The organism is Chryseobacterium koreense CCUG 49689, from assembly GCF_001045435.1.
In the GTDB taxonomy this organism is placed as follows: Bacteria; Bacteroidota; Bacteroidia; order Flavobacteriales; family Weeksellaceae; genus Kaistella; species Kaistella koreensis.
Window position 1 is genome coordinate 133,127 of record NZ_LFNG01000001.1, and the last position, 13,378, is coordinate 146,504.

General features: G+C 39.8%; 8 protein-coding genes. 7 read left to right on the forward strand and 1 reads right to left on the reverse strand.

Annotated features, from left to right (window positions below; genetic code table 11):
* Window positions 1-56: 56 nt before the first annotated feature.
* The 6 genes from ACM44_RS00585 to recG all read left to right on the forward strand — a co-directional run bounded on the left by ACM44_RS00585 (window position 57) and on the right by recG (window position 10,052).
* Window positions 57-2,183 (forward strand): S9 family peptidase, encoded by a 2,127-nt coding sequence (locus ACM44_RS00585; protein ID WP_048498153.1) that lies wholly within the window; start codon window positions 57-59, stop codon window positions 2,181-2,183.
* A 120-nt stretch (window positions 2,184-2,303) separates the two neighbouring features.
* Window positions 2,304-3,983: a peptide MFS transporter gene (locus ACM44_RS00590; protein ID WP_048498154.1), complete on the forward strand. Its 1,680-nt coding sequence runs from the start codon at window positions 2,304-2,306 to the stop codon at window positions 3,981-3,983.
* Between the two features lie 118 nt (window positions 3,984-4,101).
* On the forward strand, window positions 4,102-5,598 hold the full coding sequence (locus tag ACM44_RS00595; RefSeq protein ID WP_048498155.1) for a peptide MFS transporter: 1,497 nt from the start codon (window positions 4,102-4,104) through the stop codon (window positions 5,596-5,598).
* Between the two features lie 77 nt (window positions 5,599-5,675).
* Window positions 5,676-7,211, forward strand: coding sequence for a peptide MFS transporter (locus ACM44_RS00600; protein ID WP_048498156.1), 1,536 nt, complete (start codon window positions 5,676-5,678; stop codon window positions 7,209-7,211).
* A gap of 71 nt (window positions 7,212-7,282) precedes the next feature.
* The gene (locus tag ACM44_RS00605; RefSeq protein ID WP_048498157.1) at window positions 7,283-7,816 is read left to right on the forward strand and encodes a thioredoxin family protein; all 534 of its coding nucleotides are present in this window, start codon (window positions 7,283-7,285) and stop codon (window positions 7,814-7,816) included.
* Window positions 7,817-7,946: 130 nt separating this feature from the next.
* Window positions 7,947-10,052: an ATP-dependent DNA helicase RecG gene (recG, locus tag ACM44_RS00610; RefSeq protein ID WP_262486464.1), complete on the forward strand. Its 2,106-nt coding sequence runs from the start codon at window positions 7,947-7,949 to the stop codon at window positions 10,050-10,052.
* A gap of 42 nt (window positions 10,053-10,094) precedes the next feature.
* Here recG and ACM44_RS00615 read toward each other — a convergent pair whose 3' ends face one another.
* Window positions 10,095-10,802 (reverse strand): hypothetical protein, encoded by a 708-nt coding sequence (locus tag ACM44_RS00615; protein ID WP_048498158.1) that lies wholly within the window; start codon window positions 10,800-10,802, stop codon window positions 10,095-10,097.
* 127 nt (window positions 10,803-10,929) lie between these two features.
* On the opposite strand from ACM44_RS00615, the gene ACM44_RS00620 reads away from it, so the two are divergent.
* Window positions 10,930-13,374: a DUF5686 family protein gene (locus tag ACM44_RS00620; RefSeq protein WP_048498286.1), complete on the forward strand. Its 2,445-nt coding sequence runs from the start codon at window positions 10,930-10,932 to the stop codon at window positions 13,372-13,374.
* The last annotated feature ends 4 nt before the right edge of the window (window positions 13,375-13,378 follow it).

Genomic DNA, 13,378 nt, shown 5'->3' on the forward strand with positions numbered 1-13,378 from the left:
CGCTTTAACTATTTTTAGGAAAATGACTATCTTTGAAATCTTATCAAAAAATTCACATGAAAAAACTCGTTCTATCATTAGCTATTCTGGCTACTGTCTCCGCATTTTCGCAGGAAATTACTTTAGACAAAATTTATTCCGGCTATTATCGCGGCAAAAACATCGCAGGAATTGCTTCCTTAAAAAATGGTGAAAATTACGCCGTCATCGAGCGTGGCGGAATCGCCAAGTATTCTTATAAGACTTCTCAAAAAGAAGGAAATATCGTTGATGGGGATTTCCAGTCTTATCAGTTCAATGATGATGAATCAAAAATCTTATTGTTAAAGGACAGCCAACCTATTTACAGACATTCCTTTCTAGGCAAGTTTGACGTGAAAGACCTGAAATCCAATAAAACATTAAGCCTAAATAATGGAAATTTTGTGCAGGAACCTACTTTTTCTCCAGATGGGACCAAAGTTGCCTTCATAGTGGACAATAATCTCTTTTTTCAGGATTTAAACACTGAAAAAATCACCCAGATCACAAACGACGGAAAGAAAAACTCAATTCTGAACGGGCTTGCTGATTGGGTTTATGAAGAAGAATTCGGCCACGCAAAACTGTACGAATGGACCAAAAATTCTGATGCGATCGTTTATGTGAAGTCCGATGAATCGCTGGTTCCCGAAATGTTGATCCCTATTTACGGAAAGCAGCTCTACCCTTCTGAAATGCGTTTTAAATATCCAAAAGCAGGAGAAAATAATTCCGTGGTTTCTGCACAATTGTACCGGCTTGATACCGGAAAAAATATTTCACTGAACTTGTCTGGATTCAGGAATTATTATATTCCAAACGTCATTCAGACCAAAAAAGCTGACGAAATTGTGTTGATCACATCCGAACGGATTCAAAACGCGTCAGATATATTGAAAGTGAACACCAAAACCGGAAATGTCACCAAACTATTCACCGAAACGGATGACAAATGGATTGAAACCGATAATGTGACGATGGAGTTTCTGGATGACAATTCATTTATCTGGGGAAGCGAAAGAGATGGAAACCATCATCTGTATTGGTATGACCAAAATGGAAAATTAAAGAAACAAATCACCAAAGGAAACTGGGAAGTAACTGACTATTATGGTTTTAACCCAAAAACAAAAGAAGTACTGGTGAGAACTACCCAAAATGGAAGCATCAATAAAGTGGTGTCAAAAATCAATATCGAGACCGGAAAATCAACCTTGCTTTCCAATCCCGAAGGAAATAACAGCGCCAGTTTCAGCAACAATTATCAGTACTTCATCGAAACCTCCTCTTCTGCCACCAAACCTTACACTTACGTCCTAAAAGACGGAAATGGAAAAACGGTGAGAGAGCTTCAAAACAATGATGAACAGCTGAAAAAATTGCAGCAGGACAATTTCGTGACCAGGGAATTTTTCACCATTCCCAATGAAGCCGGCGACCAAATGAACGCCTGGATTTTGAAGCCGAAAAACTTTGACCCGAACAAAAAATATCCGCTCTTCATGTTCCAATATTCCGGACCTGGATCACAAAACGTAGCCAATACGTTTGACACCGGAAATGGCTTATGGTTCAATCTTTTGGTTCAAAAAGGCTACATCGTGGCTTGCGTGGACGGACGCGGAACAGGCTACAAAGGAACAAAATTCAAAAAGGTAACCTACATGCAATTAGGCAAATATGAAATTGAAGACCAAATTGCAGCAGCCAAATGGTTTGGAAAACAATCCTATATTGATGCCTCGAGAATAGGAATTTTCGGTTGGAGTTACGGTGGATATATGTCAAGTTTGGCCATGACGAAAGGCGCAGATGTTTTTAAAGCGGGAATCGCGGTTGCACCCGTGACGAACTGGAGATATTATGACTCCGTTTACACCGAAAGATTCATGAGAACACCGCAGGAAAACGCAAAAGGCTATGATGACAACTCCCCTACCGAATTCGCAAAACTGATGAAAGGCAAATTTCTCCTCATCCACGGAACTGCCGATGACAACGTACATTTCCAGAACTCTATGGAATTTGCGGAAGCGCTAATCCAGAATAAGAAGCAATTTGAATTCATGGCTTATCCAGACAAAAACCACGGCATTTATGGAGGAAATACCCGTCCACAACTGTACCAGCTGATGACCAATTTTATTTTGGAAAACTTGTAGAAATCCAATCCCGAAATCTTCAGGGAAGAAATAGGAAAACTGTGAAAAATCCGCTCCGAATTTGGGGTGGATTTTTGTTTAAAATAAAAGTCCTATTTTTGGGAAATTCAATTATAACTTATGGAAAAAACAACAGCGAAACATCCGAAAGGACTGCCTTTTTTATTCTTTACCGAAATGTGGGAACGTTTCGGCTACTATTTGATATTGGGAATCTTCGTACTCTACATGATTGACCCGAAAGATACCGGTGGATTGGCTTTTCTGGACAAGACCGCCTATGATATTTTCGGGACTTATATTGCGCTTACTTACTTAACCCCATTTTTAGGTGGATTTCTTGCAGACCGGGTTTTAGGCTATGTGAAGGCGATCTATATCGGTGGTTTTTTGATGGCACTTGGTTATATCGGTGTTGGACTTTTCCAGCAACTGCCAATGTTTTACGCATCTTTGGGACTTGTCATTATTGGGAACGGTTTTTTCAAACCGAGTATTTCTACACTTTTAGGTAATCTTTATTCGGAAGAACCTTACAAAGCCAATAAAGATGCGGGCTACAATATTTTTTATATGGGAATCAACATCGGTGCATTGGTATGTAATTTCGTGGCTGCATACATGCGAAACAAATACGGATGGGGACCAGCGTTCATGACCGCAGGAGCCGGAATGTTGATTGGTTTGGTGATTTTCTCACTCGGAATGAAGCATATTCGTGCAGCAAATGTCTTGAAACCTGTTCAAGAAGGCGACACTAAGATTTCTTCCATTTTGCTTAAAGTTTTCGTTCCTGCTTTGATTGCAGGTGCAATCGGATGGTTCTTGCCCGCCGCAATTTTCGGGCATGATATTTTCGGCAGTGAAAGCACCGATGCATTCATATTTGCCTGTATTCCGGTAATTTTCTTTTATGTAAATCTTTATTTAAGGGCCAATTCGGAAGACAAAAAACCAATCGGCGCATTGCTGGCAATTTTTGCCGTAAGTATGATGTTTTGGGCTGTTTTTAAACAAAATGGAACCGCACTGACCAATTGGGCAAAATATTACACGGTGCGAACTGCTGCTCCTTCCATTGAAAAACCTTTGGAAACCCTTTATCTAGTGGAAACCAAAGAATATAAAGACAAGGAAGTTCCTGTTTATGATGAACAGTTCCGTGCACAGAAAGACGAATCCGGTAATACTTTAAAAGAATCCGGGAAGGATATATATTTCAGGAACCTCTCTCCTGAAGCAAAAGCAGATCTGGAAGCAAACCCCGGTGCAACGGTCTATCTCTATAATACCGAACTCTTCCAATCCATCAATCCGTTTTGGGTAATCGTGCTCACTCCACTGATTGTGGGATTCTTCCTGATGTTGCGCCGAAGAGGCAAAGAACCCACCACCGCCTCCAAGATCGTTCTCGGGTTATTTATCTCGGCACTTTCCTGTTTGGTGATGATTGGTGCAGTTTATGCCGGTGGTGGCAACCTGGAAAAAGTTTCGCCGTGGTGGCTGGTTGCGACTTACGGCGTGGTTACAGTCGGTGAATTGTGTCTTTCCCCAATGGGATTGTCACTGGTTTCAAAACTTTCCCCGCCTAGAATTACCGCTTTGATGATGGGTGGATTCTTTCTTTCCACGTCCATTGGAAACAAACTTTCGGGAATCCTTGCCAGTTTATGGTATGGTTACGAAGATAAGGCGAACTTCTTCTGGGTGAATTTCGGATTGTTATTATTGGCAACTTTGCTTGGATTGTCCATATTAAAGTACCTCAACAAAATTCTAAAAGAAAAAGGAGTTAGCTAATTTTTTCGGCTATTTCTTAACAAATCGTGGGTCTATTCCGCGATTTTTTTCTGGAATTAAGGAATTAACTCATAAAAAAACTATATTTGCTAGTCTTAACAAAAAATAACAAAAAAATATGGATACGGTAAAACCTACAACAGGGCACCCTAAAGGATTGTACTCGCTGTTTTTCACTGAGATGTGGGAGCGTTTCTCCTATTATGGTATGAGAGCCCTTTTAACAATTTTCTTAACAGCTGAATTGGCAACTGGTGGTTTTGGTCTGGACAGGGCAGAATCACTTAAAATTTACGGTGTTTTTACCGCATTGGTATATCTTACCCCTATTTTGGGTGGATGGTTTGCCGACAAAGTTTTAGGCCAAAGAAAATCCATTCTTATCGGTGGATTGGTCATGGCGATTGGTCAATTTATGTTGGCCGCCAGTGCTGCTCCAGATTTACTTGGAGATATTGAAGCACGAAAACATTTCTTTTATCTTGGTTTGGGAGTCCTCATTCTTGGGAATGGATTCTTTAAACCAAACATTTCTACAATCGTAGGTGACCTTTATGATAATGATGATCCAAGAAAAGACGGTGCTTTTACCATTTTCTACATGGGAATTAATATTGGTGCTTTCCTTTCCCCTTTTGTTGCAGGAACTTTGGGTGAAAAAGTGGGTTGGCCCTATGGTTATTTCGCAGCGGGTATTGGTATGTTGATCGGCGTGCTTTGGTTCTATGCAAGAAGAAACACATTGGAAGACAAAGGGTTGCCTCCAGGATATAAAGAAAAAGGCATCGCTCATTTGTTGCCAAAAGACTGGAGGGATGTAATACTATATGTGATTGCAAATGTGGCATTCGTATTTTTGGTAATGATGATCTGGAACAATACTTCAGATGCTGTTCATTCCGTGATGGTATGGGTACTGGGTATTGCCGGCGCATTATTTATAGGTTCGTCGATCTTTAAAGGAACCAGTGGTTCTACGGAGTGGACAAGAGTTTTTGTAATTCTGATCTTGGCCTTCTTCAACATTGTTTTCTGGGCGGGATTTGAACAAGCCGGTGGTACATTCAATCTTTTCGCGCAGGAAAATACCAACCGCGTCGTCGGTGGATTCGAGATTCCTACTACCTGGTTTCAAAATATTAACCCCATTGCCATTGTAACTTTGGCACCACTTTTCTCAATTCTTTGGGTTAAATTATCTGCTCGTAAATTAAATCCAAGAACGCCCGTTAAATTTGCATTGGCAATGTTTATCGGAGCTTTAGCTTTCTTCATCATGACTCAAGCGAATAACAGTGCACAGGGCGGAAATCTCGTTTCTCCATTATGGCTCGTTGTAGTTTATGTACTTTTAACGATGGGTGAGTTAATGCTTTCGCCAATTGGACTTTCAATGGTTACCAAGCTTTCCCCAGGAAAAATCACTTCGATCATGATGGGGGTTTGGATGGCTTCCTTTGCATTGGGTAACTATTTTGCAGCTACTTTGGAGCAAATTCTACAGACTTACAATTTTGACTTGTATCCATTCATCACTTGGTTGATGCTGGCTTCAGGGGTTTCGCTGCTTCTGCTCTCACCGCTCCTTAATAAATTTATGAAAGGAATTCACTAAAAAATTTCGTTAAAATAGCAAAAACCTCTGCTCGGTCAGGGGTTTTTTGTTTAAATTCGTTAGCTAAATAAATTAAAATGAACCTAACTCTCGAACAAATACAGGATTTCAAAGGAAAATATCCTCGACAGATCTGGCCGCTCTTTTTCTCGGAAATGTGGGAACGATTCTGCTTTTACGGAATGCGTGGAATGTTGGTGGTTTTCATGATCTCTCAGCTTAAACTGGAAGAACAGGAAGCCAATCTTCAATATGGAGCCACTCAGGCGTTTGTGTATGCATTTACCTTTGTGGGTGGACTTTTTGCCGACAAGATACTTGGATTCAGGAAATCGCTTTTCTGGGGAGGTTTGCTGATGATTTTGGGAAGTTTGATTTTGGCGACCAACGCGTTCAGTTTTGTACCGGGCATCACATACAGGAATTTCTTTTTAGGAATAGCATTTACCATCATTGGAACCGGATTCTTTAAACCAAATATCTCCACAATGGTAGGTAAACTCTATAAATCGGGAGATGGAAGAACTGATGCAGGATTTACTCTGTTTTATGCAGGAATCAATCTGGGTGCGCTTCTCGGCGGATATTTATGTGTTTCCATCGGGCAGGGAGATTTGTTCAACTCTTATATTGATCCCGACCACCGTTGGAATGTAGCTTTCGGTCTCGCTTCAATAGTAATGATAATTTCCTTGGTCAACTTCCACTTTACCAGAAGATTGTTGGGCCCAATCGGTTTACAGCCCGGTCATGAACATTCAGACAATCCGGAAAAGAAAATCGTGAAGTGGCATGAATATGCGGTTTATGCAGGAACGTTAGTGATTATTCCTTTAATCATGATCATGGTTTCCAAAACCCAGTATACCGATTATTTCATGTGGACCATTGGACCATTGACGCTGTTTTACCTTTTCTATGAAATGTCTAAAGTAACTTCCGCAGAGCGAAAAAAACTTTGGGCAGCCTTGGTCTTTATCCTATTTTCAATTGTTTTTTGGGGAATATATGAACAAAGTGGTGGTTCTCTTAGCATATTTGCCGCAAAAAACTTAAACCGGGATTTGTTCAACCTTAATCCAAATGGAGTCAATAATTCTGGTGGTGCATTCTTCATCCTGCTCTTGGCAATTCCGATCGGACTATTGTGGATCTGGCTGAATAAACGGAAAATGGAACCTAATACCCTGATCAAATTCGGATTAGGATTCCTGTTTTTGGGATTGGGATTTTATGTGATTTATTCCACAAGACTTTTCGCAGATATGGCCGGAGTTACTTCCTTGAGAATCTTCACCATTGCCCTGTTTGTAATCACACTTGGCGAAATGTGCCTCTCCCCGATCGGACTTTCAATCATGACCAAACTTTCCACCAAAAACCTCCAGGGAATGATGATGGGGATGTGGTTTCTGGCTTCTGCTTACGGACAATATGTTGCGGGAATCATTGGTGCAAATATGGCGACCGCAAAAGAAGGTTCTTCAAATATCGACGCACTGATGGCATATACAGAAGGTTACAAACAACTCGGTCTTTATGCAGTAATCGCGGGAATAATTTTGATCATTATTTCTCCATTGGTTAAAAAACTGATGCAGGAAGTACGTTAAATCAAAAGAATAGGAAACCCAATTATTTCGGCGTTTGTTTAACAATTGATAAAATTCAGCATCAAAGAATCATGTCTAAAGTTTTTCTAATAATATCGGTTTTGATATCGTCTTTTTTCTTTTCGCAAGTGAAATGGATGACCATGGAAGAAGCACTGAAGGCGCAGGAGACCAAACCGAAAAAAATCATCATCGATTTCTATGCGGATTGGTGCGGCCCCTGCAAAACCATGGAAAAATACACCTACAATCATCCCGAAATTTCAGCCTATCTCAATGAGAATTACTATCCGGTAAAATTTAATGCTGAAGGAAACCAGGTTTTTACGATCTACGGAAGGACTTTTGGAAATCCGGATTTCGTGAGTGGAAAAAAAAAGAACTCAATGCACGATTTCAGCAAATTCATGAATGTTAATGCAGTTCCATCTATGGTGTTCCTGGATGAGCAAAATATGCCAATCACGATCATCAATGGTTTTCTCACAGCGAAAGAAATCGATCCTTATCTTAGAATCATATCCACCAATGATTACAAAAAGTTCAAATCCCGCGAAGAATGGGATAATTCGCAAAAAAAAATGAAATCCAACATTAAGGACTGAAGATAAAATAATGACAAAATTGGAAATCACCATATAATTTCAAAATCGACTTTCAACTTTTTTTTGGAAGTCGATTTTATTTTCCCGAAATTTCAAACCTCAAATCTACTTGTCGGCAAACAGCCTTCAAATTACAAACCTCAAATTGACTTTAGATTCTTCCATAGAATTTTTAAAAGGAGTCGGTCCGGAAAGAGCCAAATTCATCAGGAATGTCTTGGGAATTTCCACTGTGGAAGATCTGCTCACTTTCTATCCGTTAAGATATATTGACAGGAGCAAAATTCATAGAATAGGCAATTTGGTAGAAGAACCCGATGCAGAGATTCAGTTAAAGGGTAAAATTACAGACGTTCAGGAAATAGGTTATGGAAAAGGGAAAAAGCGTTTAGTCGCAAAATTCCGTGATGAATCCGGAACGATGGAATTGGTTTGGTTCCGGTACTCCAAGTGGATGAAAGACCAGATTCCAATCAACCGCGACATATTCATTTTCGGGAAAGTGAACCTGTTTAACGGAAACTTCTCCATGGCTCATCCTGAAATCGAAGTGGACGAAAAAAAAGCACTTTCAGGAACATTGCTTCCTATTTATCCGGGAAGTGAAAAATTGTCCAAACGTGGCATCAGCAATAAGTTTTTTCAGATTACCATCATGGAAATCCTTAGGAATCTTCCATCATTAATTGAAGAAAACCTGCCCGATTCCATGATGAAAAAGCTAAAATTGATAGGCAGAATCACGGCATTCTATAACATTCATTTTCCAAAAGATTTGGCACATTTTGAATACGCCAACCGAAGAATAAAGTTTGAAGAGGCTTTTTTTTTCCAGCTGGGATACGGTTTGAAAAAGCAACACCAGAAGACTTCTGTCGTGGGAAACCCATTTCCTGTTGTTGGTGAAAATTTCAATCATTTCTATGAAAATTTTCTGCCGTTTGAATTGACGAACGCGCAAAAAAGGGTTCTGAAAGAAATCCGCACAGACCTGAAAAAACCGATCCAGATGAACCGGCTATTGCAAGGCGATGTGGGGTCCGGAAAAACTATGGTCGCATTACTCTCCATGTTAATCGCCATGGACAACGGTTTTCAAAGCTGCATCATGGCCCCCACGGAAATTTTGGCTCAACAGCATTTCAACGGAATTTCTGAACTTTTAGAAAATACAGGTATCAAAGTTCGTTTGCTAACAGGTTCCACCAAGACTTCAGAAAGAAAAACCATTCATCAAGAATTACTGAATGGTGAACTTTCAATATTGGTGGGAACTCACGCTGTTTTGGAAGATGTGGTACAGTTCAAGAATTTAGGTTTAGCCATCATTGATGAACAGCACCGATTTGGTGTTGCACAACGAGCGAAACTTTGGGCTAAAAACAAGATTCCACCTCATATATTGGTGATGACCGCAACTCCGATTCCCAGAACTTTGGCGATGAGTTTCTATTCCGATCTGGATGTTTCAGTTATTGATGAAATGCCGGTTGGAAGAAAGCCGATTATCACTGCGCACCGAAGAGACAAAGACCGGCTCTCCGTTTTCCGTTTTGCGAAAGAGGAAATTGAAAAAGGAAGACAAATCTATTTCGTCTATCCGCTGATCGAAGAATCCGAAACTTTGGACTACAAGAATCTAATGGAAAACTTCGACCATATTTTGGAGTTTTATTCGGAATATAATGTCACAATGCTTCACGGCAGAATGCGACCCGAGGAAAAAGAAACCAACATGAAATATTTCGCATCGGGGAAAGCTCAGATTATGGTTGCTACCACGGTAATTGAAGTGGGGGTAAATGTTCCCAACGCATCGGTAATGGTCATCGAAAGTGCGGAAAGATTTGGACTCTCGCAGCTTCACCAGCTTCGCGGAAGAGTGGGACGCGGAGCGGAGCAGAGTTACTGTATTTTGCTCACCTCCGACAAATTGTCAAAAGAAAGCCGAACCCGCATCAAAACGATGACAGAAACCAACGATGGCTTCAAGATTTCCGAAGTCGATATGCAGCTTCGCGGACCCGGCGATATTTTGGGAACACAGCAAAGTGGCGTGGTAGATTTCAAAAAATTGAATTTGGTTGCGGATGGAAACATCATCAAACTCGCAAAAAATACCGTAGATGAACTGATTCTGCACGATCCACATCTTCAAAAACCGGAATACCTTTCTTTAAGGAATTACTATGTGAAGCAATATAAAGGGAAAAATAAGTGGGGACGGATTTCTTGATCAGCTCCAACCAATTATAAGAGAAATCCGATATCGTTCTATCTATTTTTTGGGCATTGGCGGTGGCGGAGAGACATATTCTTTCAATTCGCTTCCTTTTTGTCTTTCGGCAGATGAAATGCCATTAATTAAAGTCAGAATATCCGGCAGAAATTTTTCAAAGTCCCTTTGCGAAGTCAATCCGACAATTGCGGTATATCCTTCATCATTCAAAAAATAATATCCTGCATATTCGAAATCTAATCCCTTTGTATTAATTGCATACCGCAAGTAAAGCACCTTCAATCCGTTTACAGTACGATATTCTGATTCTTTCAACCTAAAATAATCTGCACTATTCTGAATATTAGAAAGTAAAACTTCCTTTAAGCTTCTATAATTAGAAATCGGAAAATTTTCTGTGGACATCACTGCCATCACATTATTCAGATTATTTTGAAGCGTGAAAGTATATTCAGCGTATCTCAACGTATTTGGAATATTGGTCCCAATTTTCCATTTTTTCGGATTGATAAACAACCCTGCATCGATCTTTTTACTTTTGATCAAAAACGTTGCATCCGTACTTTTTTCAAATAAAGTCTCATTCGTGGAAATGGTTTCCAGCGATTTCGCATCACTTTCGTTGACAAATTTCCATGTTCCATTCTCAAGAAGTACCACCTCTTTTCCATTTTCCGTTAATGCTTTAGTCTGCGAAAAAAGAATGACATTAAGCAATATGGTAATTACTACAATTGTTTTTTTCATTTTGCCAAATTATTATTTATTTGTGGATTACCAAAGTATTTATTCGCATAAAATTAGATTTAAAAGCAACGTATTCACACATAAGTCGCATTTTTTTTCCAATTTTTTTTTGAATATTTTTGCCAATATGAAAAAACTCTATGCCCTACTCTTCTTTTCCGTCTTCTTTCAAATCTTCGGGCAGTCGAAAATCACCGTGACCCAATCCGAAACCAATGCACCAATTTCGGGTGCTTCCGTTTCCTGCAAAGGAAAATTGCTTGGGAAGACCGACGCAAAAGGAGTTTTAGAATTTGGCACCAAGTGCAAAATAGTGCAGATTAAGGCAAATGGTTTTTATGAGGACGAAGTGCAGGTTGAGCCAACCATGGCAATTTCTTTATTTAAAGAAGATCCGAAAACAAAATCGATTGAAGCCGTCATCATCAATGACAAAAGCGATCCGAAAGCTTTGGCGATCATCAGAAAAGTGAACGATAACTTTAAGCAAAATTCCCCTCAAAGCCTGGATTCTTACTCCTTCAAATCCTACGAAAAAATATCGGTCGACTTCGACCAAGACAGCATCCAGCTTTACGAATCCGCGATGAACCTGAAACTGGATTCCCTGAAAAAGCTTCCGGAAAGAAAGCAATCGGCGAAAAAGAAAAAGGATTCTCTGGAAGACGTGAATTTGATGAAAATCGCTGCCAAAAGCAAACTTTTTCTTTGGGAAAGGGCGTCGGAATTTCTATATTCTAAAAAATTTGGTGAAAAGGTCAATATTTTGGATAACCGCGTTTCGGGACTACAACAACCGGTTTATGAGATGCTCGCCTTGAGGAGCAACCGAAACAAAATCCCACGCGAAATACGGGAAGAAAATCATTCACTTTACCGCTATTATCTGACGGACAGCATTGAAATTGACGGTCGGGAAAATTACGTGATCAGATTCCGAATGGCCAATAACAAGGTGATGCCGAAAAGACGAAAATTCAACGGTTATATCTACGTGGATGCCGAAAACTACGCATTAAGGAAAATTGAAAGCACAAGCAATAAGAAAAGCGAAGGAAATATTACCAGCAATTGGAAACTCTTCAACGGAAAATGGTTCCTGCAGAAAGAGAATTTCAAAGTGCGGATGGGCATGACCTATCTGGACGAAAAGTATAAAAAGGACGAAAAAACTGGCGAAAAAATCGAAAATAAAAACAGGGAAAAATTCGGAAATTACGTTTTCATGACCGCCGACTATTTTGATTTTAAATCGCCGATAGAAGAAAAGAAACGTGACTTCGAAGGATATTCCATGTCCGTGAAGAATTTTGACGGCTCGCTGATTCACCAGTTCAGGACGGATTCGCTGACAAAAAGAGAAGAAGCAACGTACGTGAAAATTGACAGCGTGGGAAAAAAATATAAGTTGGACCAAAAACTCAATACCATCACAGGTTTGATGAGCGGTTATTTCCGCTTTGGAATGTTCGATTTTGACGCCCTGGAAATCCTGAATTATAACAGATATGAGGGATTCAGACTAGGTTTAGCAGTGAAATTGAATTCCAAATTTAACAGATACATCTCCCCCGACTTGCGTTTTGCTTACGGATTTAAAGACAAAGCATGGAAATACGCCACAGGAATCGATGTGCGAACCACTTTGGAAAGAAATTCCTTCTTCCGAATTGAACATTACAGAGATGTGGTTCCGGCAGGAAGGTTTAACGAGACTTTATGGAATTTCAAGATGATTACCATGAACGCGGGAGTAGATTTGAACAATGACAAATTCTATGGTTATGATGGGTTCCGGCTTTCTTATCAAAGAGATATCGGGAATTCACTCACTGCAATTTCTGCCTTTAAATATGACAAAGAAGATGCACTTTTTGGCTATAATTTCAAGGATCTTGGAAATTCCTTCAAAAATTTTGCGGGCCAACTTACCATGAAATATTCCCCGAAATCAAAAAACATCATGACCCCGAACGGAAAATATGTTTACGAACAAAATTATCCAGAGTACTTCCTAAACTTTGAGCAAGGTTTGAAGGCATTTGGAGGCGATCTGAGTTACAGCAGGCTGGATTTTTTGACCCAACATCAGTTTAAGACCAAAATCGGGGTAACCGGAGTTCGGACTTATGCCGGAATTACATTTGGCGAAGTCCCGATTTGGCATCATTTTGCGATCAACGGATTGGGTAATCTGGAAAAAGACCTGAACTTCAACTTCACTTCTTATCTGGGTTTTGCCACAATGGAAGGTGGAAAATATTATAACGACAAGTTTTTCGGGTATTATTTCACGCACAGAATTCCTTGGTATTTCAGGACAATTGGCAAAAACACCTCCAGTTTCGATTTTGCTTACAAGGGAATCATCGGCGATATGAAAAATGAGGAATTTCACCAATTTGATTTTCAAAAACTTGACCGTCTTTACCAGGAAGTCGGCATGGAATGGAATAATTTCCTGGGCTCCCAATTCAATCTTGGATTTTTTTACAGGGTCGGATATTATTCCACTCCTAATTTCAAAGAAAACTTCGCGATTCAGCTGAAATTGAGTTTCTTAGGATTTTAAAAAC